This window comes from Bacillus sp. BACIII (genome assembly GCF_057836745.1).
Window position 1 is genome coordinate 90203 of the sequence record NZ_CM174437.1, and the last position, 24299, is coordinate 114501.

Annotated in this window: 26 protein-coding genes and 1 riboswitch; of the genes, 17 read left to right on the forward strand and 9 right to left on the reverse strand. The window is 46.8% G+C overall.

The window, feature by feature from the left end; all coding sequences use genetic code 11:
- Nucleotides 1-77 precede the first annotated feature (77 nt).
- The 6 genes from ACXN9U_RS00585 to menC all read left to right on the forward strand — a co-directional run bounded on the left by ACXN9U_RS00585 (nucleotide 78) and on the right by menC (nucleotide 7578).
- A complete protein-coding gene (locus ACXN9U_RS00585) occupies nucleotides 78-1493 on the forward strand; it encodes an isochorismate synthase (RefSeq protein WP_489202063.1) in 1416 nt (471 codons plus the stop codon).
- On the forward strand, nucleotides 1490-3226 hold the full coding sequence (gene menD / locus ACXN9U_RS00590; RefSeq protein WP_489202064.1) for a 2-succinyl-5-enolpyruvyl-6-hydroxy-3-cyclohexene-1-carboxylic-acid synthase: 1737 nt from the start codon (nucleotides 1490-1492) through the stop codon (nucleotides 3224-3226). The genes ACXN9U_RS00585 and menD overlap by 4 nt, the downstream gene beginning before the upstream one ends.
- The gene (menH, locus tag ACXN9U_RS00595) at nucleotides 3214-4038 is read left to right on the forward strand and encodes a 2-succinyl-6-hydroxy-2,4-cyclohexadiene-1-carboxylate synthase (RefSeq protein ID WP_060964477.1); all 825 of its coding nucleotides are present in this window, start codon (nucleotides 3214-3216) and stop codon (nucleotides 4036-4038) included. The genes menD and menH overlap by 13 nt, the downstream gene beginning before the upstream one ends.
- A 58-nt stretch (nucleotides 4039-4096) precedes the next feature.
- A complete protein-coding gene (menB, locus tag ACXN9U_RS00600; protein WP_007408846.1) occupies nucleotides 4097-4915 on the forward strand; it encodes a 1,4-dihydroxy-2-naphthoyl-CoA synthase in 819 nt (272 codons plus the stop codon).
- Between the two features lie 87 nt (nucleotides 4916-5002).
- Nucleotides 5003-6466, forward strand: coding sequence for an o-succinylbenzoate--CoA ligase (locus ACXN9U_RS00605; protein WP_489202065.1), 1464 nt, complete (start codon nucleotides 5003-5005; stop codon nucleotides 6464-6466).
- The gene (menC, locus tag ACXN9U_RS00610; protein ID WP_047476776.1) at nucleotides 6463-7578 is read left to right on the forward strand and encodes an o-succinylbenzoate synthase; all 1116 of its coding nucleotides are present in this window, start codon (nucleotides 6463-6465) and stop codon (nucleotides 7576-7578) included. Before ACXN9U_RS00605 ends, menC begins: the two co-directional genes overlap by 4 nt.
- 325 nt (nucleotides 7579-7903) lie before the next feature.
- On the opposite strand, the gene ACXN9U_RS00615 is transcribed toward menC, so the two are convergent.
- From ACXN9U_RS00615 to ACXN9U_RS00625, 3 genes are read right to left on the reverse strand one after another with little or no spacing between them, the layout of a single operon-like run.
- Nucleotides 7904-8065 carry a DUF1540 domain-containing protein gene (locus ACXN9U_RS00615; RefSeq protein WP_016938469.1) on the reverse strand — a complete coding sequence of 54 codons (162 nt, stop codon included), beginning with the start codon at nucleotides 8063-8065 and terminating at the stop codon, nucleotides 7904-7906.
- A 58-nt stretch (nucleotides 8066-8123) separates the two neighbouring features.
- Complete coding sequence (locus ACXN9U_RS00620; RefSeq protein WP_060964480.1) at nucleotides 8124-9164, reverse strand: cytochrome d ubiquinol oxidase subunit II; 1041 nt, start codon at nucleotides 9162-9164, stop codon at nucleotides 8124-8126.
- Between the two features lie 21 nt (nucleotides 9165-9185).
- The gene (locus ACXN9U_RS00625) at nucleotides 9186-10517 is read right to left on the reverse strand and encodes a cytochrome ubiquinol oxidase subunit I (RefSeq protein ID WP_369546280.1); all 1332 of its coding nucleotides are present in this window, start codon (nucleotides 10515-10517) and stop codon (nucleotides 9186-9188) included.
- 195 nt (nucleotides 10518-10712) lie between these two features.
- Here ACXN9U_RS00625 and ACXN9U_RS00630 point away from each other — a divergent pair, with 195 nt between their 5' ends.
- Both ACXN9U_RS00630 and ACXN9U_RS00635 read left to right on the forward strand, forming a co-directional pair.
- The gene (locus tag ACXN9U_RS00630) at nucleotides 10713-10961 is read left to right on the forward strand and encodes a type B 50S ribosomal protein L31 (protein WP_003152229.1); all 249 of its coding nucleotides are present in this window, start codon (nucleotides 10713-10715) and stop codon (nucleotides 10959-10961) included.
- Nucleotides 10962-11087: 126 nt separating this feature from the next.
- Complete coding sequence (locus ACXN9U_RS00635; RefSeq protein WP_016938473.1) at nucleotides 11088-11657, forward strand: beta-class carbonic anhydrase; 570 nt, start codon at nucleotides 11088-11090, stop codon at nucleotides 11655-11657.
- On the opposite strand, the gene yidD is transcribed toward ACXN9U_RS00635, so the two are convergent.
- Nucleotides 11654-11881 (reverse strand): membrane protein insertion efficiency factor YidD, encoded by a 228-nt coding sequence (yidD, locus tag ACXN9U_RS00640; RefSeq protein WP_016938474.1) that lies wholly within the window; start codon nucleotides 11879-11881, stop codon nucleotides 11654-11656. The two genes, ACXN9U_RS00635 and yidD, sit on opposite strands and share 4 nt — an antisense overlap.
- Before the next feature lie 125 nt (nucleotides 11882-12006).
- Between yidD and ACXN9U_RS00645 the strand changes: the two genes are divergently transcribed.
- Complete coding sequence (locus ACXN9U_RS00645; RefSeq protein WP_003152237.1) at nucleotides 12007-12480, forward strand: S-ribosylhomocysteine lyase; 474 nt, start codon at nucleotides 12007-12009, stop codon at nucleotides 12478-12480.
- Nucleotides 12481-12594: 114 nt separating this feature from the next.
- Nucleotides 12595-13038, forward strand: coding sequence for a FixH family protein (locus ACXN9U_RS00650; protein WP_489202066.1), 444 nt, complete (start codon nucleotides 12595-12597; stop codon nucleotides 13036-13038).
- On the opposite strand, the gene ytzI is transcribed toward ACXN9U_RS00650, so the two are convergent.
- Nucleotides 13035-13184 (reverse strand): YtzI protein, encoded by a 150-nt coding sequence (gene ytzI / locus ACXN9U_RS00655; RefSeq protein WP_060964482.1) that lies wholly within the window; start codon nucleotides 13182-13184, stop codon nucleotides 13035-13037. The two genes, ACXN9U_RS00650 and ytzI, sit on opposite strands and share 4 nt — an antisense overlap.
- A gap of 124 nt (nucleotides 13185-13308) precedes the next feature.
- Between ytzI and ACXN9U_RS00660 the strand changes: the two genes are divergently transcribed.
- The 3 genes from ACXN9U_RS00660 (at nucleotide 13309) to ytkD (ending at nucleotide 14912) form a co-directional block, all read left to right on the forward strand.
- Nucleotides 13309-13746, forward strand: coding sequence for a Dps family protein (locus ACXN9U_RS00660; protein ID WP_489202067.1), 438 nt, complete (start codon nucleotides 13309-13311; stop codon nucleotides 13744-13746).
- Between the two features lie 149 nt (nucleotides 13747-13895).
- Nucleotides 13896-14300 carry a phage holin family protein gene (locus tag ACXN9U_RS00665; RefSeq protein WP_060964483.1) on the forward strand — a complete coding sequence of 135 codons (405 nt, stop codon included), beginning with the start codon at nucleotides 13896-13898 and terminating at the stop codon, nucleotides 14298-14300.
- 132 nt (nucleotides 14301-14432) lie between these two features.
- Nucleotides 14433-14912 carry an RNA deprotection pyrophosphohydrolase gene (gene ytkD / locus ACXN9U_RS00670; RefSeq protein WP_016938479.1) on the forward strand — a complete coding sequence of 160 codons (480 nt, stop codon included), beginning with the start codon at nucleotides 14433-14435 and terminating at the stop codon, nucleotides 14910-14912.
- Between the two features lie 34 nt (nucleotides 14913-14946).
- Here the strand turns inward: ytkD and ACXN9U_RS00675 are convergent, their stop codons facing one another.
- From ACXN9U_RS00675 to ACXN9U_RS00685, 3 genes are read right to left on the reverse strand one after another with little or no spacing between them, the layout of a single operon-like run.
- Nucleotides 14947-15759, reverse strand: coding sequence for an ABC transporter permease (locus ACXN9U_RS00675; protein WP_060964484.1), 813 nt, complete (start codon nucleotides 15757-15759; stop codon nucleotides 14947-14949).
- Nucleotides 15734-16516: an ABC transporter ATP-binding protein gene (locus ACXN9U_RS00680; protein ID WP_047476785.1), complete on the reverse strand. Its 783-nt coding sequence runs from the start codon at nucleotides 16514-16516 to the stop codon at nucleotides 15734-15736. The genes ACXN9U_RS00675 and ACXN9U_RS00680 overlap by 26 nt, the downstream gene beginning before the upstream one ends.
- Nucleotides 16517-16527: 11 nt before the next feature.
- A complete protein-coding gene (locus tag ACXN9U_RS00685; RefSeq protein ID WP_489202068.1) occupies nucleotides 16528-17532 on the reverse strand; it encodes an ABC transporter substrate-binding protein in 1005 nt (334 codons plus the stop codon).
- A gap of 139 nt (nucleotides 17533-17671) precedes the next feature.
- Between ACXN9U_RS00685 and ACXN9U_RS00690 the strand changes: the two genes are divergently transcribed.
- The gene (locus tag ACXN9U_RS00690) at nucleotides 17672-18445 is read left to right on the forward strand and encodes an alpha/beta hydrolase family protein (protein WP_489202069.1); all 774 of its coding nucleotides are present in this window, start codon (nucleotides 17672-17674) and stop codon (nucleotides 18443-18445) included.
- A 57-nt stretch (nucleotides 18446-18502) separates the two neighbouring features.
- Nucleotides 18503-18745 (forward strand): DUF2584 domain-containing protein, encoded by a 243-nt coding sequence (locus tag ACXN9U_RS00695; protein ID WP_013353269.1) that lies wholly within the window; start codon nucleotides 18503-18505, stop codon nucleotides 18743-18745.
- A 42-nt stretch (nucleotides 18746-18787) separates the two neighbouring features.
- On the opposite strand, the gene pckA is transcribed toward ACXN9U_RS00695, so the two are convergent.
- A complete protein-coding gene (pckA, locus tag ACXN9U_RS00700; protein WP_489202070.1) occupies nucleotides 18788-20371 on the reverse strand; it encodes a phosphoenolpyruvate carboxykinase (ATP) in 1584 nt (527 codons plus the stop codon).
- A 197-nt stretch (nucleotides 20372-20568) separates the two neighbouring features.
- Nucleotides 20569-20707: riboswitch (SAM riboswitch) on the forward strand.
- Nucleotides 20708-20876: 169 nt separating this feature from the next.
- On the opposite strand from pckA, the gene metK reads away from it, so the two are divergent.
- Complete coding sequence (gene metK / locus ACXN9U_RS00705) at nucleotides 20877-22079, forward strand: methionine adenosyltransferase (RefSeq protein ID WP_016938485.1); 1203 nt, start codon at nucleotides 20877-20879, stop codon at nucleotides 22077-22079.
- Between the two features lie 143 nt (nucleotides 22080-22222).
- On the forward strand, nucleotides 22223-24121 hold the full coding sequence (gene asnB / locus ACXN9U_RS00710; protein WP_016938486.1) for an asparagine synthase (glutamine-hydrolyzing): 1899 nt from the start codon (nucleotides 22223-22225) through the stop codon (nucleotides 24119-24121).
- The last annotated feature ends 178 nt before the right edge of the window (nucleotides 24122-24299 follow it).

A 24299-nucleotide genomic window follows, 5' to 3' on the forward strand; every position in this document is an offset into this window, starting at 1 on the left:
AAATCTGTGTGTTTGACACAAAGTCATCACAGGTGTATTGTATTAAAAGCATTTAACGGATTATGGAGGAATGTCTCATGGTGACAACGGTGCAGCATACGTTCCGAGAGGAAGCAGATCATGCATTACATAAAGCCAAACAAGTCAACCATGCTGTCTTATTGAGCTATTCAAGACGTATTGCGTCTTTAGACCCTCTATCATTTTTCAAAGACGGAGCAAAAAAATATAAAGGCAAACGATTTTTTTGGTCAGAACCCGGTAGTGAATTAACAATAGTCGGTCTTGGCACAGAAGCGCTGTTCCAATCGAATGAAAAAAACGAAAAACGTTATCAAGACGTTTTTGAACAATGGGAGCGCTTTAAAAAGACGGCTTATCATATTCATGAAGAAGAAGAGGCGGCGCAAACCGCGGTCGGCCCTGTCTTATTCGGCGGTTTTTCATTTAATCCCGCTGAAGAAAGAGGAGACGAATGGGATGGGTTCGAAGAAGGACTGTTCTTTATTCCCTCACTCATGCTGACAAAGACGGCGGATGGTGATTATTTAACCGTCAATCAATGGGCGGCAGACGGCAATCAGGCAGAAGATGTACTGAAACGTCTGAAATCTTTTTCTGAAGCTTTTACAGTTTCTTCAATGACATATGAGGAATATCCTGATTTAACAAAAGCGGAAGAACTTGATGTAGAAAACTGGCTTGACGCCATTAAAACAGCAACAAATGATATGAAAGCAAATCAATATGATAAAGTTGTGCTGGCAAGGGAAGTCGTTTTGTCATATGACGGGCCGATTCTAGCAGAAAGCGTTGTCCGCAAGCTTTTGACGGACCAAACGACAAGCTATGTTTTTGCGATTGAGCAGGGAAATAAATGCTTTGTCGGCGCTTCACCGGAACGGCTGATCAAAAAATCCGGCAAAGACGTCATGTCCTCTTGTCTGGCAGGTTCAATTAAGCGCGGAGAAAGTCAGGAAGAAGATGACCGTCTCGGCGAAGAATTGCTGCATGACGAAAAAAATCTGGCGGAGCATGATTTTGTGGTTCAGATGATAAACGATGCTTTTTTATCGAGCTGCAGTGATGTGAAAAAGCCTGCAGGTCCGCAATTATATAAAACAAAAAGTGTGCAGCATCTGTATACACCGATCACCGGCCGCCTTAAAACGTCCGCTTCGCTGTTTGATTTAATTGAAAAGCTGCATCCCACACCGGCATTGGGCGGAGCGCCCCAGCAGAAAGCTGTTGAGGTTATCGCTGATATTGAACCGATGACACGCGGGTGGTACGCGGCGCCGATCGGCTGGATGGACGGCAGGGAAAACGGAGAATTTGTCGTGGCCATCCGATCAGGATTGATTGAAGACAAAAGGGCGCGCCTTTTCGCAGGCTGCGGCATTGTTGAAGATTCAGATCCGCAATCAGAATATGAAGAAACACAAATTAAACTAAAGCCGATGATCTCTGCTTTAGGAGGTGAAAGGCTTTGACAAACCCGATTACACATTATATCGGAAGCTTTATTGATGAATTCGCTCTTTCGGGTGTAACCGACGCGGTCGTTTGTCCCGGATCAAGGTCGACTCCGCTGGCGGTTTTGGCAGCGGCCCACCCGGATATTCAAGTCCATATACAAATTGATGAACGATCCGCAGGTTTTTTCGCACTCGGCCTTGCAAAAGCCCGTCAGCGTCCGGTCATGCTGATTTGTACGTCAGGAACGGCAGCGGCTAACTTCTATCCGGCCGTGATTGAGGCTCATTATTCAAGAGTGCCTCTCATTGTCCTGACTGCTGACCGGCCCCATGAATTAAGGGAAGTAGGGGCGCCTCAGGCGATTAACCAGCATTTTCTGTTTGGTAACTTTGTTAAGTTTTTCACAGACTCGGCTCTTCCTGAGGAAAATCCTCAAATGCTGAGTTATATCAGAACGTTGGCCGGCAGAGCCGCAAGTGAAGCGGGGAAGCAGCCGATGGGACCGGTGCATGTCAATGTGCCGCTCAGGGAGCCTTTGATGCCTGATTTGTCAGCCCGGCCTTTTGAAAGAATGAGAGCAGATCGGCATGTCTCTGTCACAACAGGGATTCAGTCTGCCGATCCGGCCTCATTGCGTCATATTACAGAGCGTCTTGCGAATACCGAAAAGGGTATGATCGTTTGCGGCGAAATTCACGGAGAAGCAGAAAAACAGCAGATCCTCGCGCTTGCCGAGATGCTTCAATTCCCGATTTTGGCTGATCCGCTTTCAAATCTGCGAAACGGAAAGCATGATAAGGCGCTGATCATTGATGCTTATGACTCGTTCTTAAGAGATGAGGAGATAAAAGAAGTGCTGCGTCCGGAAGCTGTGATTCGCTTCGGTCCGATGCCGGTTTCCAAACCGCTCTTTGTATGGCTCAGGGATGATCCTGCCATTGATCAGTTTATCGTCGATGAAGACGGAGGGTGGAGAGATCCCACTCAGGCCGGCGCGCATATGATTCATTGCCATCCGTCGGTGTTTTTGGAAGCGGTCCGTTCAGTTGAAACGGGAAGACGGCTATCCGAATGGCTGGAGAAATGGCAGTTTGTCAATGAGCGGTTCCGCGGCCATTTACAGCATGCGGGCATGGATAATTTGTCATTCGAAGGAAATGTATATCGCCACCTTCAGCACCTTGTTCCTGAAGGCAGTTCGATTTTTGTCGGCAACAGCATGCCGATTCGCGATGTGGATACTTTCTTTGAAAAGCAAGATCGTTCCTTCCGCGTCTATGCCAACCGCGGCGCTAACGGAATTGACGGAGTTGTCTCCTCGGCTATGGGCGTATGTGAGGGAACAAAAGCCCCCGTCACGCTAGTGATTGGAGATTTATCGTTTTACCATGATTTAAACGGGCTGTTAGCGGCTAAAAAACTTGGAATTCCGCTTACCGTTATTTTAATAAATAATGATGGCGGCGGGATTTTCTCATTTTTGCCGCAGGCATCTGATAAAACTCATTTTGAAGAACTGTTCGGTACGCCGACGGGCCTTGATTTCCGGCATGCCGCAGCGCTGTATGGCGGGACGTATACTTGCCCTGAGACATGGGAAGCATTTAAGGATGCGTATCAGCCGCAGGCGGACAAGCCCGGACTTCATATTATCGAGCTGAAAACAGATCGGACATCAAGAGTTCAATTCCATCGCGATCTGCTGCAGGCCGCAGTGCGGGAAGTGAAAAAAGAATGGAGACTGTAACTGTCAAAATGGCTGACGGCGTGTGCTACCGGGTGAATGATACCGGTGACCGCTCGTCTGAAGCAATTGTTTGTCTGCACGGATTTACGGGCAGTAAAGAATCATGGATGTTTCTGCGCGAGATGTTTCCCGGCAAGCGAATGGTGCTGATTGACTGCCTGGGTCATGGGGAGACAGACGCGCCTGTGCAAGCGGCAAGGTACAGTACGGGCCGGCAGGTTGCGGACCTTGCCGCCGTTTTTGATCAATTAAAACTTCACAAAGTGAAACTTATTGGTTATTCTATGGGGGGAAGACTTGCGTATTCCTTTGCACAGGCATTTCCGCATCGGGTGTCAGCGCTTGTTTTGGAAAGCTCTACTCCGGGTCTCAGCACGCTTCAGGAACGCAAAAAGCGGATTCAGTCAGACCGGAAGCTTGCTGACTTTATATTGAAGGAAGGCATAACATCGTTTGTCGATTATTGGGAGGGCATTCCGTTGTTTGCCACACAGCTTTCTCTGCCGGACAGCGTAAAGGCGTCCATCCGTGCCGGCAGGCTGAAAAATAATCCGTCCGGACTTGCAGGCAGTCTGCTCGGAATGGGGACGGGTTCGCAGCCTTCCTGGTGGGATGCTTTAGACCGCATCAAGGCGCCCGTTCTGCTCATATGCGGTGAATGGGACGAAAAGTTTTGCGTGATTAATCAAAAGGTGCATAACCTGCTCCCATCAAGTAAAATAGAGGTTGTCAAACAGGCGGGGCACACGGTACATGTGGAACAGCCGCGAATTTTTGGTAAGATAGTAAGTGAGTTTTTATACGGCTTGTAAAGCATAAAGAAAATAGCTTTTCGGCCGGACTCAGGCAAAAATGAAGGAGGTCATATCAATGGCTGCAGAATGGAAAAGTGAACGTCAGTACGATGAAATCCTGTACGAGACGTATAACGGTATTGCAAAAATAACAATTAACCGCCCGGAGGTACATAACGCATTTACTCCTAAGACGGTATCAGAAATGATTGACGCGTTTGCTCGTGCGCGTGATGACTCCAATATTGGTGTCATCGTTCTTGCGGGAGCGGGAGATAAAGCATTCTGTTCAGGCGGAGACCAAAAAGTCCGCGGTCACGGCGGATATGTCGGAGACGATCAGATCCCGCGTCTGAACGTGCTTGATCTTCAGCGTTTAATCCGCGTGATTCCTAAACCAGTGGTAGCAATGGTTTCAGGTTACGCGATCGGCGGAGGCCATGTGCTTCATATCGTCTGTGATTTAACGATTGCGGCTGATAACGCGATTTTCGGTCAGACCGGACCGAAAGTGGGAAGCTTTGATGCCGGTTACGGCTCAGGCTACCTGGCGCGTATCGTCGGACATAAGAAAGCCCGTGAAATCTGGTATCTGTGCCGTCAATACAATGCGCAGGAAGCGCTCGACATGGGTCTTGTCAATACGGTTGTCCCATTAGAGAAACTTGAAGAAGAAACTATTAAATGGTGTGAGGAAATGCTTGAGAAAAGCCCTACAGCCCTTCGTTTCCTTAAAGCAGCATTTAACGCAGATACAGACGGCCTGGCCGGAATTCAGCAATTTGCGGGAGATGCAACACTTCTTTATTACACGACAGACGAAGCGAAAGAAGGCCGCGATTCCTTTAAAGAAAAACGCAGTCCGGATTTCGGTCAGTTCCCTCGTTTTCCGTGATCAGATGACACTACGAAACAGCTTGAGCCGCTCTGGTCCAAGCTGTTTTCTTTTCAAACACAGTACTTTTACCTCGGAGATGATAACATGCTGACAGAACAGCCAAATTGGCTCATTCAAAGGGCTCAGCTGACACCTGAGAGAATCGCTCTCATATTTGAAAACAAACAGATGACATTCAGAGAATTGTATCATGCTTCTGAACAAATGGCCGCGCGGCTGTCCGAATACTGCAAGCTTAAAAAAGGAGACCGTGTCGCGATTTTGCTTTCTAACCGACCGGAAATGGTTTATGCCGTCCACGCCTGCTTCTTATTAGGAGCGGAAGCGGTGCTGTTAAATACGAAGCTCTCAAAACAGGAACGGCTGTTTCAGCTCGAAGATTCAGAGGCAAAGCTTTTATTGACGGAAGACGGTTTTTGCCGCGAAGATTATGAATCTGCAGTCGCTGTCGCAGATGTAGACGAGCTGCAGGCTGAAAAGGCGGGTGACATGGAGCCGGAAGCTTATGTAACGCTTGATGATACGGCGACTCTTATGTATACGTCAGGAACAACGGGAAGGCCGAAGGGGGTGCAGCAGACTTTCGGAAACCATTATTCCAGCGCTGTATCGTCTGCGCTGAATCTGGGGGTCACGGAGCGGGACCGCTGGCTTATTGCGCTGCCGCTGTTTCATATCAGCGGCCTGTCTGCACTGTTTAAGTCGGTCATTTACGGTATGCCCGTCGTGCTGCACCGAAAATTTTCAGTTACTGATGTACTTGCCAGCATCAGCTCACACCGGGTCACGATCATATCAGCGGTGCAGACAATGCTTTCAGGCCTGCTTTCGGAAACCGAACAATGTCCGGAATCATTGCGGTGTATTCTGCTTGGCGGAGGGCCGGCCCCGCTGCCGCTCCTTGAAGAATGCCGAAGAAAGCAATTTCCGGTCTTCCAGTCTTACGGCTTGACCGAAACCTGCTCACAGATTGTCACGCTGTCACCTGAATTCAGCATGGAAAAGCTCGGCTCGGCCGGTAAACCGCTGTTTTCATGCGAGATCAGAATTGAAAAAGAAGGAAATCGCTGTACGCCGTTTGAACACGGTGAAATCACGGTAAAAGGCCCGAATGTGATGAAAGGGTACTATCATCGTGATGAAGCGAATCAGGCCGCTTTTCATAATGGCTGGTTTAAAACAGGTGATCTTGGCTATTTAGATGACGAAGGGTTTTTATATGTGCTGGACAGACGGTCGGACCTCATCATTTCAGGCGGAGAGAACATCTATCCGGCTGAAGTGGAAGCGGCGCTGCTTGCCCATCCGGCTGTAGCGGAAGCAGGTGTTTCAGGAGCCGAAGATCCAAAGTGGGGGAAAGTGCCGCATGCCTTTCTCGTGCTGACTTCTTCTGTCAGTGCAGAGGAGCTGGCCGCCTTTTGCCGAGAACGCCTTGCAAAATATAAAATACCGGCTGCTTTTTTCGCGGTTGACGAGCTCCCGCGGAATGCGTCCAATAAACTGATGAGACATCGGCTGAATGAGCTTCGTAAAGGAGAATTGTCATGATTAAGATAGAAAAAATCACCCTTTATCATGTAAGTATGAGGCTGAAAAAACCGTTTAAAACAAGTATTGAAACGCTGCAGGACCGCAAATTTTTGATCGTGGAGGCGATCGACGAAACCGGCAGAACTGGCTGGGGAGAGGTATCGGCGTTTTCTTCTCCTTGGTATACAGAAGAAACGATTCAGACATGCGCGCATATGCTGAGAGATTTTTTCATCCCAAATATCGTAGGCCGCGAGTTTTTCCATCCGTCAGAAGTGCCTGACAGTCTCGCGCGTTTCAAAGGAAACCGCATGGCAAAAGCGGGGCTCGAATCAGCCGTGTGGGATCTATATGCCAAGAAAAAGGGGATATCTCTCGCAGAAGCCTTAGGGGGCAAAAGAGATAAAGTGCCCGCCGGGGTCGTAGTTGGTCTTGCTTCGGATGATGTGATGCTTCGGGAAATTGAGCAATACGTAAAAGAAGGTTATCAACGTATAAAAATAAAAATTCAGCCCGGCCGTGACGTTGATTTGGTCAGAGCCATCCGCAGCCGTTTCCCGAACTTACCGCTGATGGCGGATGCCAACTCGGCATATGAACTGAAAGACATCAGCAGGCTGAAAGAATTGGATGAGTTCCAATTAATGATGATAGAACAGCCGCTTCAGGCAGATGATATTGTCGATCACCGCCACCTGCAAAAACATTTGAGAACGGCGATATGTCTTGATGAAAGTATATGCTCATTTGATGACGCGAGGCGGGCGATTGAGCTTGGAAGCTGTAAAATCATTAACATAAAACCGGCGCGTGTAGGAGGCCTGACAGAAGCTTTAAAAATACATGATTTATGCAGAGAGCATCACATGCCGGTATGGTGCGGCGGAATGTTCGAAACCGGTATTTCAAGAGCGCAGACAGTCGCGCTTGCTTCGCTGCCGCAATTTACGATACCGGGTGACATTTCCTCATCAGACCGATACTGGGAGGAGGATATCGTCACTCCTGACATCCGTATCGAAGAGGGATTTATCTCTGTTCCGGACGGTCCCGGACTGGGTGTCAGCGTAAATCAGGAAGTAATGAGAAAATACGTCACCCAAATGGACGTTTTCACAACAAACAGCTGATAAAACTTTATTTCAGCAAGTTGAGCACACTGTAAGCTGCTGTTATATTGAAATTGTTCAACATCACCCCTTCCCCGTTTGAACCGGCTGAAAAAGCCGGTTTTTTTAGCAGACGAATGTGATAATTTTTTTCAAACAGTCTCAGTTTAACATCGCAGGCGTTGCTTTCTGGCTGAGGCAAACATGTACATCTTGATAAAAAATTCTGTACATGTCATGAAAATGCGATACGGATTGTACCGTCTGCCGCCGCCAATTTGCCGTTTCTGCCATGCTTCTCATCGGCGCGGAAATGAAAAAGAGCTGTATAAAAACAGCTCTTTTTTTATAAATCATACGGTTTAAAGGTTTTGCAATCGGTTTCTTCACTTTTTTCAGCGGTTTCGCCTGTATGGCTGACAACATAAATCGCGTCGGCCGTGCATTTGTTTCCTTTGCCCCAATAAGAGCAGTTATTGACTTCACACAGTATTTTTTGATGATCCATGCTGACTCTCCCTCCATGATAAAAGGTACGCCATTAGTATGAACCGCTCTGATTTCTGTTATTCCTCCTGGCGGATATAACGTCTGTCTTTCATAAAGAGCTTCCAGAAGAAATAAAACCCGGGAAACAAAATAATGAAAGCGACGATATACGTCATAAACAGCGCCCTGAAGGTTGCCGGCTCCGTAAATCCCGACATGACCGTAATATCGGGATAAATCATATAAGGAAGGTGAGCGCGTCCGTACGCATAGCTTGCCAGAAAATACTGCAGCGCAATGGCGATCATGGCGATTCTCGGTTTGCCGATGTTCTGGCCGAAGCGTTTATTTGGCAGAAACAGGGCCACACCGGCAATAATAAATGTAATGACAGACAGGATGAGCCATGTCTTGTCTTTCATCATCCCCGTATACAGCCAGCCGGCTTCAGAGCGTAATGTCACCATAATGAAGATGGCAAAAAGAAGAGACAGCGGGCCTGTTATTAAAGAGCTCCGTCTGTAGATGCGGTACGCATGCTCCTCTTCCGCAACATTTGAAAAGTCGGCCAGAAGCAGCGAAGATAAAAACAAAGTGGTTAAAATGGCAAAGCCGATAAATGTATACGCATTCAGGCTTGTAAAGACACTTGCCAAATTTAAGTGATACACTCCGCCCGTCTTCTCGATAAATCCCCCGTGTGTAACCGGAAGGACCAAAATCAGCACGGCAGGAATAATAAAACCTGAAATTCCGGAGATATATCTCATGATTTTTCTTTCTTTCGCCGTATTGGAGAAGACGAGAAAGCCGCTGCGGATCGCTAAAAGCAGCAGAATGATACTCCCCGGAATCAATAAAACGGTCCCCAGCACGAAGGTCGCCCCGGGAAAGAAGCTGAAAAGGGCGACAACGATTGCGACGATAAAGACATTGGTCACTTCCCATGTCGGGGACAAATAACGGTTGGCGATGTTTGTCGCCTTTGTTTGTTCTTTATTTAAATAAATCATCGACCAAAAGCCGGCTCCGAAGTCCATCGTTGCCATGACCGCGTAGATAAACACGAAGCCCCATACGATTGATATCGCGATGAGAGCGTCCATGGTAATGTCCATTTCAATTCAGCCCTTTCTTTGTTAAGATTCCGCCGCTTTTACATCCTCCTCAACGGGATGTTTGCGGAAATAATAAAGCAGCACATAAATGACTGCGGCCGCCAAAATGGCGTAAACCACCGTAAACAGGATGAACAGCAAGCCGATTGAACCGGTTGTGGTAACGACATCTGATGTTTTCAGCAGATGATAAATCACCCATGGCTGCCGTCCCGTACAAGCGAATATCCACCCGAATTCAATTCCGATCAGACTGAGCGGTCCTGCTGTTAAAAATAAAATCAAAAGCCAAGTCGGAAAGCTGTCTTTCTTTAAGATTTTTCTCCATACGATGCCGATGATGGAGTACAAAATGAGCAGCATTCCGATGCCGACCATTCCGTTAAACAGAGTATGGATAAATAAAGGCGGCCACTCGTCTTTCGGAAACGCATTCAACCCTTTAACGACGGTATCAAAGCTGTTTGCAGCCAAAAAGCTTAAAGCCCACGGCACTTCTATTGCCCATTTTACTTTTTCTTCTTTTGCATCGGTAAAACCGCCGATCGCAAGCGGAGCGTGTGATCTTGTTTCGAACAGCCCTTCTGCGCCCGCAAGCTTTTCAGGCTGGTATTCGTAAAGAAGCTGAGCAGATTCGTGTCCGTTTAAAGAAGCAATAATGGAAAAGATTCCGCCGATCGTTAAAGCGAGCAGCAGCGCTTTTCGGTGAAACCGGTATATCTGCTCCTGTTTTCTCGTTCTCAGCATTTTATAAGCCGCTACAGAGGCGACGATAAATGCACCGGTCATGAAAGCCGTCAGAACGACATGGCCCGCGGTGGTGAAAAAGCTTGGATTAAAAAATGCGGCCCACGGTTCGACGTCAGTGATTTTGCCGTTTAAAATTTTAAAGCCGGCCGGCGTTCCTTCAAATGCGTGAACATTTGTAATTAAGACGGCAGATGCCGCGGCGCCGATCAAAACGAAAATAACCGCAATGATGCGCATCGCCGGAGTCAGCCGGTCAGCGGCATAGACATAAATGGACATAAACAGCGCTTCGATAAAGAAAGCATAAATTTCAATTTGAAACGGGAGTGACATCACTCTGCCGATGACTTCCATGAATCCGGGCCACAAAAGAGCAAGCTGTGTACCCGCGATCGTTCCGGTCGGTATCGCCACGCCAAGCAGGACCGCCTGCGCCTTTGTCCACCTTTTCGCCATAATGGCATAATGAGGATCTTTGGTTTTTTGATAAATCAATTCAGCCATTAAAATCATCAGAGGCAACCCGACACCAAGCGTCGCGAAAATAATATGAAAGCCCATGGTTGTCCCGAACAGGCTTCTGGCTAACACTAAATCATCCACGTCATAAACCGCCTTTCTTATTACCGTTTTATGTAATGTGGTTATATTATTTGCTGAAGCCATTAGATTATTCTTCTGATTCCATATATGGACAGGGTTTAGAAATCAAGGGATCGGGGCATATATGATTGACAAGCGCCTATTTAAGGTTTAGAATAAAACGTAATTATTACGATTTGAGAAAGGGAGATCAGCATGAAAAAAGATATTCATCCGGATAACCATCAAGTGATTTTTCAAGATGTGAACAGCGGCTACCGGTTTTTAAGCCATTCAACGAAAACGTCAGAGGAAACGGCAGAGTGGGAGGACGGAAAAACATACCCGCTGATTAAAGTAGAAGTCAGCTCAGATACGCATCCGTTTTATACAGGCCGCCAAAAGTTCAACGAAAAGGGCGGGAGAGTCGAACAGTTCAACAAAAAATACAATATGGGGAAATAAGACAAGCCCGAGGGGGTTTGTCTTATTTATTGGGCCGTCTGTTACTTTGTGATCAGGTGCGGGTAGTGACGAAATGGCCCGCCTTATGTTATATTGTGAATAAAAAAGCAGAAAGGAAACACCACGATGAGTCTTCTAAACGATATCATGAATTTTAATGAGCAGTTCACTAAAAACAAAGATTATGAAAAATACCAAACATCTAAATTCCCGGATAAAAAGATGGCGATTTTGTCCTGCATGGACACACGTCTTGTTGAATTGCTTCCCCATGCGATGAACATGCGAAACGGTGATGTGAAAATTATTAAAAGTGCCGGCGCGCTTGTCGCCCACCCGTTCGGAAGCATCATGCGCAGCCTTTTAGTGGCCGTATATGAATTAAACGCTGATGAAGTCTGCGTGATCGGCCATCATGATTGCGGCATGAGCAAAATCAACAGCGAGGATATGCTCGGTAAAATTATTGACCGCGGTATTCCGAAAGAGCGGATTGACATGCTGAAGCACTCAGGTGTTGATCTTGATCAATGGCTGAAAAGCTTTGATTCTGTAGAAGCGAGTGTGACAGACAGCGTAAACGTCATTAAACACCATCCGCTTTTCCCTGACAATGTGCCGGTGCATGGTCTGGTGATTGATCCTGAAACCGGTAAACTTGATCTGGTGATCGACGGCTACCAGCATATGGACTAATGCTTTTGTTTTTTTTCCGGTACGGGATCAACCCCGCCCGGATGAAACGGATGGCACTTTAAGATTCGCTTCAAGGTCAGCCATCCGCCTTTTAATGCGCCGTGAGTCCTGACGGCTTCGATTCCGTACTGAGAACATGTCGGATAGAAGCGGCATGACGGCGGCGTCAGCGGAGAGATGAACTTCTGGTATCCGCGGATTAACGCAATCATTATGGTTTTCATCAAAAAAACCACCTTTCTAATGCCAGTATAGAAAAAAAATTTCAGATTGAAAAGCTTCCGCCGCAATTCTTATCGGAAAACTGTGTTATAATGGATGCATATTCTGAAAAAAAGGGAGTGCTATTATGCCTTCAGTAGAAAGCTTTGAGCTTGACCATAACGCGGTTGTGGCTCCGTATGTAAGACATTGCGGAGTGCATAAAGTCGGAACAGACGGCGTCGTGAATAAGTTTGACATCCGCTTCTGCCAGCCGAACAAACAGGCGATGAAGCCGGATACGATTCATACGCTTGAGCACTTGCTTGCGTTTACGATTCGCACACATTCTGAGAAATACGATCACTTCGACATCATAGATATTTCACCGATGGGCTGCCAGACAGGCTATTATCTTGTTGTGAGCGGCGAGCCGACAGCGGAAGAAATTGTCGACCTGCTTGACGCTACGCTGAAAGAAGCCATCGATATTACGGAGATCCCGGCAGCCAATGAAAAACAGTGCGGCCAGGCGAAACTTCATGATTTGGAAGGCGCGAAACGCCTGATGCGTTTCTGGCTGTCACAGGATAAAGAAGATTTGCTCAAAGTGTTCGGATAAAAAACAGGCCTTTTTGCTGTCATGCAAAAAGGCTTTTTTACATATTTCTAAAAAATGTCACACCTTATGTGTAAGCGTTTGCTAAAATAGAAGCAAACATGAAGGAGTGATGGAATGAAACGGGCTGTATTGGCGGGTATGTGCGGTATGGTATTTCTTTTATCTTCTTGCGGAGGCAATGCGGACAAAACCTCCGCGGATGAAAAGCCGAAAGCGCTTGAAGTCAAGCTTACCGGACCGGAAACGGCAGAGCCGCATGAAAAAGCAGAATACAAGGCGGAAGTTTTTTACGGCGGTAAGCGGGTCACGGATGCGGATGAAGTCATGTTTGAAGTATGGAAAGAAGGAAAAAAAGGCAGCGGAAAAACAAGCAAGGCCAAGGAGGAAAAAGGGGCGTATTATCTGCGGACTGAATTCAATAAAGAAGGTGTGTATACCGTTCAATCCCACGTAACGGCAAAACAGCAGCACAATATGCCGACTGTAAAAGTGCGTGTCGGGGATGCTGAAGCTGCCGATGATTCCTCCGGCCATGAGGAAAAGGCACAACATCATTAAGGTTTGTTTTTATCCGTCAATCCGTTTGATGTGTCCTGCGGCGGATCGATCGTATGCTTTACGTTATAGGCTCTTACAGTCGACCAGATGGATAAAAGCAGCACGGCAAGCACGATAAGAAAGCCGAGACTCAGAAGAAGCAGCATGGAATCCCTCCTTTTTAACAAATGATAACATATTTTCCATCTGGAAAACCAAGGGCTAAAAATTTATGTTTTAACACACGATATATAGGGTATATCAATAGTAAACCAAAGGAGGAAGATTGGCATGTCAGAAAAACTATTGGAAGCAGTTAATAAACAAGTTGCAAACTGGACGGTCATGTATGTGAAATTACATAACTATCATTGGTACGTTAAAGGGAAGGACTTTTTCACATTGCATGAGAAATTCGAAGAGCTGTATAACGAAACGGCTACATATATTGATGACCTTGCAGAGCGTCTGCTGGCATTAAACGGCAAGCCGATCGGCACCATGACGGAATCATTGAAAACTGCTTCTATAAAAGAAGCGGAAGGCAATGAGAACGCAGAACAAATGGTACAGAACATTTATGATGATTTCACTGTCATTGCAGAAGAGCTGAAAAGCGGAATGGATCTCGCAGATGAGGTCGGGGATGAAACGACCGGCGATATGCTGCTTGCCATTCACCAGAATATCGAAAAACATAACTGGATGCTCAAAGCGTATTTGGGATAATTAACAAGGGAAGACCGGGGCTTTAGAGCGTCCGGTCTTTTATTTGGCTGCCGAAGAGATGTTGTCCATTTTTCTGAAAAATCCAGACCGTTCCGTTCACTTTTCATAGAATAATGTAAGGCCGTTTCTGTGAAAGGATGTTGGATCATATGGGCAGAGACTTTGGCATCTTTTCGTTTTTTGCAGTGGTTGTGTCGGCAGCGGGATTTTTCTTTGGCGGTTTTCAGTATTCGTTTCTGATTTTGCTATCGGTCATGGCGATCGAATTTATCAGTACAAGCTTAAAAGAGTCTCTTTTGCATCAGCTGAGCCCAAAAAGGCTTTTTGCGCGGCTGGTCAAAAAAATTGTGACCCTGGCATTAGTCTCAGTTTGCCATTTTTTTGATCAGCTGCTTTATACCGAAGGCGCTATCCGTAATTTGGCTATCATGTTTTATATCTTATACGAATCGGTACAGATTGTGATCACGGCAAGCTCGCTGGGCATCCCGGTTCCGCAGGTGCTCGTCGATCTTTTGGACACCTTGAAAAATAAATTCAAGCGCAAACCGTAACATTTGCTTCAAACGAGGCTATACTAGCGGGTATGATGGTTTTCCTCTGAATTTTTGATAAAGGGCTTCCGAACAAACGCAACTGTGGTATGATGTATGGAAGATATGAAGGAACGGATTAGAGGGATAAACATGTACGAGTTTAAAGACTATTATCAGAATACTGTTCAGCTCTCCTTTGAACACCAGCCTTTTTCAGACAGCCCGAAGCACGTATGGGTCATATGCCGATATGGCGATAAATGGCTTTTGACTGAGCATGAAGACCGGGGGTTTGAATTTCCGGGCGGAAAAGTGGAGCCGATGGAATGTGCGGAGGAAGCGGCACTGCGCGAGGTGAAAGAAGAAACCGGCGCTGCAGTAAGACACCTTCAGTACGTCGGACAGTATAAAGTTCTCGGCAGGGAAAAGATAATCATTAAGAATATATATTTTGCCGATATTGAAAGGCTTGAAAAACAGGCTGATTATTTTGAAACGAAGGGGCCGGTGCTGTTCAGCGAACTGCCGGAGAATCTCCCGAGAAATAAAAAGTTCAGTTTCATCATGAAAGATTCAGTGCTTCCGATCAGCCTGAAAAAGCTGAAAGAGGACGGCGTATTTCAATCATAAAAACGGAGACCCGGCGATATCGCACGGGTCTTTTTTATATTTTTCCTTTCGTCCATTTTCTTTCTAACCATTCGACTCCCTGATACATCAGTGTCGCAAAAACCGCGATGATCAGAAGGCTTAAGAACACCAGAGTGAAATTGAAGACTTGGAAGCCGTAAATGATCATGTAGCCCAGGCCCTTTTCGGACACAAGAAACTCGCCGACAATGACCCCGACCCAGGATAAACCGACATTCACTTTAAGCGCAGAAACAATCGCGGGGGAGCACGCCGGCAAAATGACTTCTTTAAATATGATGCGCCTTTTCGCTCCGAAGGTTTTCATGACCTTAATATAATTCTCATCCACTTCCTGAAAAGCCGTAAAGACGACGATCGTCGTGATAATGACACTGATGACTGCACCCATGGCTACGATGCTTGTGAAACTCGGCCCGAGTGCGACGATAAGAATCGGCCCGAGCGCGACTTTCGGCATCGCGTTTAAAATGACGAGGTACGGGTCTAACACACGGGCGAGCCTGTTTGACCACCATAACAGAGCGGCAAGGCATGTGCCGAGAAGTGTGCCGAGCAAAAAGCCCAGAACGGTTTCTCCTAATGTAACGCCGATGTGGGCCGCAAGAGATCCGTCCGCGATCTTTTCCGCCAAGAGCCGGCAAACGGCAGAGGGTGAGCTGAAGATTAACGGATCGATCCAGCCTGCCTTGCTCGATATTTCCCACCCGGCAAAAAATACGATGAAAATAGCGGCCTGATACGCACGGATCCGGCGTTTTTCTTTTTGATGATTTTTCTTAAACTCCTGATGAAGCTGTTCAATCGTGCCGCTGCTGTTTTTCAAGGGAGTTCAGCTCCTTCCATATCGTTTGAAACAGCGGCTGAAAGGCCGGGTCCTGACGCGCGTCAAACGGATCTAAGGCCGCGAGCTCCTTGGGCACGGTGAAGATTTGATGGATGGTGCCCGGCTGATTCGAAAATAAATAGATCGTATCGCTCATGGCGATGGCTTCACCGATATCGTGGGTGACGAGCACGGCGGTTTTTTGAAAATCTTTTAATGTTTTGAAGACAAGGTTTTCTAAAGAAAGCTTCGTTTGAAAGTCCAGCGCGGAAAACGGCTCATCCAGAAGCAGCAGTCCCGGGTCCGGCGCAAGCGTTCGGGCAAGTGCAGCCCGCTGCCGCATTCCGCCTGACAGCTCTTTCGGATATTTTTTTTCGACGCCGATTAATCCGAGTTTAGGCAGAAGGCTGAGAACTTCAGCCCTTTTTTCTTCTGTTAATGTTTTGGAAATGTGTAAACCGAGCAGGACGTTTTCCTCAATTGATTTCCAAGGAAATAAATAATCCTGCTGAAGCATATAGCCGATTTGGTGTTCTTTATGGTTCGGCACGCTTCCTTCAATCAGCACTCGGCCTTGAGCGGGGGCGATAAGGCCGGCCAGAATGGACAGGAGGGTGGTTTTTCCGCATCCGCTCGGCCCGAGAAAGGAGATGAAATCCCCTTTTTCAATATGAAAATGTATATCTTTCACGGCGGTTGTTCTTTCTTTCAGCGAGAAATAAGTATGTGTCACATGATCCACTTGTAAAAAAGACATTCATGTTCCTCCTATTGTTCTGAGGTGGCTTTTTTGGCGATTTTTGTGTTGACGAGTTTGCTGTACGGAATATGTTTCGGGAGCTCTCCGGCTTCATCCATAATCGATTGGAGCTGTTCCCATTCATCCTCTTGCAGAACAGGGTCTGAAGAGAATGATTTTTGTTTTTTATAGCGTTCTATTGATGCTTCAATAATGGCCGGGTCGGTATCGGCAAATTCCTTTTGAATCGTTTTTGCGATGTCTTTGGCCGGGTGGCTTTCCACCCATTGCTGGGCGCGGTAAATGGCGCGGGTGAATTTTTCCGCCGTTTTTTCATTGTTTTTTAAATAGCTTTCTTTTGCCATAAAAGTTGTGTAAGGCACTTGGCCGGAAGCTTCTCCGAAGGATGCGACGATATGGCCGATGCCTTCTTTTTCAAATTGGGATGCCGTCGGTTCAAACAGCTGCACATAATCACCGGTGCCGGATGCAAATGCGTTGGAAATGTTGGCGAAATCAATGTTTTGAATCAGGTTGATGTCTTTTTTCGGCTGTATGTGATGTTTTTTCAGGACGTACTCACCGGCCATTTGAGGCATGCCGCCTTTTCGCTGGCCGAGAAATGTTTTTCCTTTTAAATCGTCCCACTTGAATGATGTCTCATCCTTCCGCGCCACGAGAAATGTACCGTCTGTCTGCGTCAGCTGCGCGAAGTTGATGATAGGATCTTTAGCTCCTTGCGCTTCCACGTAAATGGATGTTTCAGAACCGACCAGCGCGATGTCAGAGCCGTTTGACAAAAGCGATGTCATCGTTTTGTCTCCGCCCCATGTTGTTTGAAGAGACACTTGAAGCCCTTCTTTTTTAAAGAAACCCTTCGCTTCAGCGACATACATAGGCGTATAGAAGATGGAGTGTGTGACTTCCGCCACCTTCACCTTCGTCAGACTTTCTTCCTGTCTGCAGGCCGGAAGAATGAGCAGGAAAAAGGCGCATATGACAAAGATGCAGCTCGTTTTGAGCCATTTGTTCACGTTGTAACCTCCTTGTATTAAGCGTTAAAATAACCTTTTTTGCTTTACATATCGTATGATGGGTATAAAAAATGTGTGAGTGCCCATATTCAGGTTGGGAAAGAATAAAAAAACTGATGATGAAGGAGGCTCATTTGCTTTGCTGGTTGAAAAGAGAAGGTTTCCGTCTCCGAGCCCGCATGTCCGGCTCTTTGCGGTGTGCTATGAGTCAGAAGGGCTGAAGGTAAAGGGGCTCCTTGCCGAGCCTGCGGCGCCGGGAACATACGACGGTTTTTTATATTTGCGCGGCGGCATAAAAAATGTCGGCATGGTCCGCCCGGGAAGAATCGTTCAGTTTGCTTCCCAAGGCTTTGTCGTGTTTGCACCTTATTACAGAGGCAATCAGGGCGGCGAGGGAAATGAAGATTTTGCGGGAGAGGACAGAGAGGACGCGTTTTCCGCTTTCCGCCTGCTTCGGGATCACCCGAACGTCAGGGAAGGCCGGGTTCATATTTTCGGGTTTTCCCGAGGCGGCATCATGGGGCTTTTGACTGCGATCGAGATGGGGCATCAGGCGGCTTCGCTCGTCTCTTGGGGCGGTGTGAGTGATATGGTGCTTACTTATGAAGAGCGGAAGGATATGCGGCGGATGATGAAGCGGGTGATCGGCGGCACGCCGAAAAAGGTGCCGGATGAATACAGATGGCGTTCGCCGTTTGAAAAAGCAGACCTTATTCAAGCGCCTGTGCTGCTTATCCACGGCGAGAATGATGAAAATGTTTCGATCGAACATGCCCGGATGATTGAGGACAGGCTGAAAACGGCGGGAAAACCGGTGGAAACCTGGTATTACAGCGGTTTTACACATTATTTTCCGCCGCAGGAAAACAGGCGCATTGTCCGGCGTCTGGCGGAATGGATGAAGACAAGGTAAGATAACGGATTTATGATATGATAATAAAGAAAAAGAGAATGAAAGGGGATTTTCATTTTGGGAATGCCTGTTGAATTTAATACAATGATTGTGACAAAAGGCAATGAAAAACGGATAGAGGAAAATATCTTTTTATTGGAGAAAGAGGGCTACCGCGTTTATCCTCTTGATATTCCGATGGACGTGCGCAAAACAAAAAACGGCGAGAAATCCGGCACTGGCGAAGTCCAAAAGCTCGAATGGGCGAACGGCCGGACGAGCATTACATATAGACTCACTTCGCTTCATTCGACTAACTGAAAAAACAAAAGCCAAGGGCAGCAGCGCCCTTGGCTTTTTTGATTAAACGAGAGGTCCGCCGGTTTTGGCAATTGAGTCTGCATGAGAAAACTTTTTAAAGTTTTCTTTAAACTCATTGGCTAAAAACAGCGCCTTTTCATTGTATGCTTTTTTATCGCTCCATGTGTTTTCAGGCTGAAGAACCTCATCCGGAACGCCCGGAACGTGAACGGGACTGTGCAGGCCGAAAATGCTGTCTGCCGTCATATCTGTCTGATCAAGCGTGCCGTCAATTGCGGCTTTTACCATCGCTCTTGTATACGAAAGTTTCATCCGCTCTCCGACTCCGTACCCTCCGCCGGTCCAGCCTGTGTTGACCAGGAAGACTTGAGCGCCGTGCTCGTCGATTTTATGCCCGAGCATTTCGGCATAGACGTGAGCCGGAAGCGGCAGGAAAGGTGAACCGAAGCATGTTGAGAAAGTCGTTTGCGGAGATGTCACGCCGCGCTCGGTTCCCGCGAGTTTGCTGGTGTACCCGCTTAAGAAATGATACATCGCCTGTTCCTTCGTCAGTTTGCTGATCGGAGGGAGCACCCCGAACGCGTCCGCCGTTAAAAAGACGATCGCCTGCGGATGGTCGGCAATGCTCGGCTGCACGATATTGCCGATCATCTCAATCGGATACGCGGCTCTTGTGTTTTCCGTGTAGAAGGAATTGTCGTAATCCGCCTCACCCGTTTTTTCATCAAGCACAACATTCTCAAGAACAGACCCGAAGCGGATCGCACGAAAAATCTGCGGTTCTTTTTCTTCGCTCAGGTTGATACATTTAGCATAACATCCGCCTTCAATGTTAAACACGCCGGAGTCTGACCAGCCGTGCTCGTCATCGCCGATCAGTTTCCGGTCCGCATCGGCTGAAAGCGTCGTTTTCCCCGTGCCGGAAAGACCGAAGAACAAGGCGACATCACCTTTTTCACCGACGTTGGCTGAGCAGTGCATCGGCAGAATATCTTGCTGGGGAAGAAGGAAGTTCATAATGGAGAAAATTGATTTTTTCATTTCTCCGGCGTATTCGGTGCCGCCGATTAAAATGACGCGCTTTTCGAAAGAGACAATGATAAATGTTTCCGAATGCGTGCCGTCCGTCTCCGGATCCGCTTTAAAATGCGGAGCTGAGAGAATGGTAAACGGCTGTGCTTCCGGATCCCTTTCAGCCGTCTCCGGTCTGATAAACAGCTGGCGCGCGAACAGGTTGTGCCATGCAAATTCATTTACGACTGTAATCGGCAGTCTGTATTTTTCATCTGCGCCTGCGAATCCTTCAAAAACAAACAGTTCATCTCTCTGTTTTAAGTAGCTGACGACTTTGGCGTACAGCTTTTCAAACGCCGCTTCAGAAATGGGCTGGTTCACCGCGCCCCAATCAATTTGATTTTCAGTGCTTTTTTCACGAACGATAAATTTATCTTTAGGTGATCGCCCCGTATATGCACCGGTAGTGGCGCGTACGGCGCCCGTAGATGTCAGCGTCCCTTCATTTCGGGTGATCACTTTTTCGGTAAGTTTTGGCGCCGATAAATTATGATGCACATTTGGACTTGCGAGTAATGCTTGAAGATCTGCGGTTAAATCAACTAATTTCATAAAACCCTTCCTTTGCCGGTTTATTTTTATTTCGCTGAATGTGGAATTAGTATAACACATATATAAAAATAGTCTATACTGTTTATTATTTTTTGTTTGTGTTTTTCCATTGCTTCCTGAAATAAAGGCGCGTAATCGCTTTAATTCATATTGACACTTTCCGCCCTTTTACGATAAGATATTTCATTGAGCGGATACTCTTATCCCGAGCTGGCGGAGGGACAGGCCCGATGAAGCCCAGCAACCGGTTTCTCTGTAAAAAAGCAGGTGAATACACTGTGGGAAACCAAGGTGCTAACCTGATGCAAGGTTTAATATTTCCTTGAGCGATAAGAGTGAAAGGCACACAGACCAAACCCTTTCCTCGAGTGGAAAAGGTTTTTTTATTTCATAAAATATGCCAATTAACATTCTCTGATATAGTATGACATTGTATTAAGAGGGAGCGAGTTCCGTATCATATGAGAAGGTCTTTCAAAAGATCTTTTTTCAGGAGGAAAAGTGAATGAGTAAAAACCGTCGACTATTTACATCTGAATCTGTTACCGAGGGTCATCCGGATAAAATCTGTGACCAAATTTCTGACAGCATCTTAGATGAGATTTTAAAAAAAGACCCGAACGCGCGCGTAGCCTGTGAAACATCTGTAACGACAGGCCTTGTGCTGGTAAGCGGAGAGATTACAACATCAACATACGTTGACATTCCGAAAACAGTCCGTGAAACGATTAAAGAAATCGGCTACACACGGGCAAAATACGGATTTGATGCGGAGACTTGCGCTGTTTTAACATCAATTGATGAACAGTCTGCGGATATCGCAATGGGTGTCGATCAGGCTCTTGAAGCGCGTGAAGGCACAATGAGCGATGCTGAAATCGAAGCTATCGGAGCAGGTGACCAAGGTCTGATGTTCGGTTATGCGTGTAACGAAACGAAAGAGCTTATGCCGCTTCCGATCTCTTTGGCGCATAAATTGGCCCGCCGTTTGAGCGAAGTCCGCAAAGAAGACATTCTTCCGTACCTTCGCCCTGACGGAAAAACGCAAGTTACCGTTGAATATGATGAAAACAATAAGCCGGTCCGCATCGATGCGATCGTCATCTCAACTCAGCACCATCCGGAAATTACGCTTGAGCAGATTCAGCGCAATCTGAAAGAGCATGTCATTAATCCTGTCGTGCCTGAGGAACTGATTGATGACGAAACAAAATACTTCATCAACCCTACGGGACGTTTCGTAATCGGCGGTCCTCAAGGTGATGCGGGACTTACCGGCCGTAAAATCATTGTTGATACATACGGCGGATATGCACGCCACGGCGGCGGTGCATTCTCCGGTAAGGATGCGACGAAAGTAGACCGTTCAGCGGCTTACGCTGCGAGATACGTAGCGAAAAACATCGTGGCTGCAGGACTTGCTGATTCTTGTGAAGTGCAGCTTGCATACGCAATCGGCGTGGCACAGCCTGTATCTATTTCCATCAATACATTTGATACAGGAAAAGCTTCTGAAGAGAAACTGATCGAAGTCGTACGGAATAACTTCGACCTGAGACCTGCCGGCATTATTAAAATGCTTGATTTGCGCCGTCCGATCTATAAGCAGACTGCCGCTTACGGCCACTTCGGACGTCACGATGTGGATCTTCCTTGGGAGCGTACTGACAAGGCGGATGCGCTTCGCAAAGAAGCACTAGGAGAATAATTTTATAGCCGCTTATTTAAGCGGCTTTCCCTTTTTGCAGATGCTGCCATGCTTATTTTTTACATAGCGTGAAACCAATGGCGTAACAAAGCGTCTATAAAAAGGGGGTCCAATTAGAAAATTACACTTATGGAGGCTATACTATGTGTGGATTTGTCGGTGTTTTTAATAAGCATCCATTAACTCAAACCGCAGATCAAGAAGAGCTAATCAAACAAATGAACCAAATGATCGTTCACCGCGGTCCTGACAGCGATGGGTATTATCATGATGAGCACGTCGGATTCGGCTTCAGACGGCTCAGTATTATTGACGTAGAAAACGGCGGACAGCCTTTATCATATGAAGATGAGAAATATTGGATCATTTTTAACGGCGAAATCTATAACTACATTGAATTGAGAGAAGAGCTTGAAGCGAAAGGCTACACTTTCAATACAGATTCCGATACCGAGGTGCTCCTTGCGACATACCGTCATTATAAAGAAGAAGCCGCTTCAAAGCTTCGCGGAATGTTTGCGTTTTTAATCTGGAACAAAACTGACCGTGTCATGTACGGCGCGAGAGACCCGTTCGGCATTAAACCGCTGTATTACACAACCATCGGGGACAAAGTGTATTTTGCATCTGAAAGAAAAAGTTTAATGGCCGCTCAAAACGGTATTGATCTCGATAAAGCTTCTTTACAGCAATATATGTCTTTCCAATTCGTCCCTGAACCGAGCACGCTTGACGCTGAAGTGAAAAAAGTCGAGCCGGGCAGCCAGTTTACGATCCGCCCGGAAGGCGAAATCGCGTTTAAAACATATTTCAAAGCGAACTTTAAGCCCGTTCAGTCCGATGAAGATAAATTGGTGAAAGAAGTCAGAGACGCAATCTTTGACTCTGTCAAAGTCCACATGAGAAGTGACGTTCCTGTCGGCTCGTTTCTATCCGGCGGCATCGACTCTTCTTTTATCGTCTCAGTTGCGAAAGAATTTCACCCGAACCTTAAAACATTTTCTGTCGGCTTTGAACAGCAGGGCTTCAGTGAGGTTGACGTAGCGAAGGAAACAGCTGCCGCGCTCGGGATTGAAAATATCAGCAAAGTCATTTCTCCTGAGGAGTATATGAACGAGCTTCCGAAAATCGTCTGGCACTTCGATGACCCGCTTGCAGATCCGGCGGCGATTCCTTTGTACTTTGTCGCGAAAGAAGCGAAAAAGCATGTAACGGTTGCGTTATCCGGGGAAGGCGCGGACGAGCTGTTCGGCGGGTACAATATTTACCGCGAACCGCTGTCGCTTAAACCGTTTGAACGCATTCCGTCCGGTCTGAAAAAAATGCTTCTTCATGTGGCGTCCGTCATGCCGGAAGGAATGAGAGGAAAAAGCCTCTTAGTCCGCGGCTGCACACCGCTTGAGGACCGTTATATCGGGAATGCGAAGATTTTTGAAGAGCCTGTGAAAAAACAGCTGCTCAAACATTACAACCCAGAGCTTTCATACCGTGATGTTACGAAGCCGTACTTTACAGAAAGCCGTTCATACAGCGACATTAATAAAATGCAGTATGTCGACATTCACACGTGGATGCGCGGCGACATCCTGTTAAAGGCTGACAAAATGACGATGGCCAATTCATTGGAGCTGCGCGTGCCGTTCCTTGATAAAGTCGTGTTTGACGTGGCTTCTAAAATTCCGGATGAACTGAAAACGAAAAACGGTACGACGAAATACCTTCTGCGTAAAGCCGCTGAAGGAGTTGTGCCTGATCATGTGCTGAACCGCAAAAAACTCGGTTTCCCTGTGCCGATCCGCCACTGGCTGAAAAATGAAATGAACGAATGGGTGCGCAACATCATTCGTGAAAGTGAAACAGACGCTTATATTGAAAAGGATTATGTCCTTCAGCTTTTGGAAGATCATTGCGCCGACAGAGCGGACAACAGCCGCAAAATCTGGACCGTGCTGATCTTCATGATCTGGCACAGCATCAATGTTGAAAAAAGACTGGTGCCGGAAGAGCTGAATCACCAGCCGAAAGAAGTCATTTTCGTTTAATCCAAAAGGCTTTCGATGTTATCGAAAGCCTTTTTTCTATTGTTTTATGTAAACCGTCTATTCCGCTATGTTTTCAGTAAAGTATTACGCAATATTCAGAAAAAGGTTATAATAGGACTAATCGGGCAGATGCTGGAAAGTGCTTTCTGGCTATTTCGTCTCGGTTTGTTACTTTTCT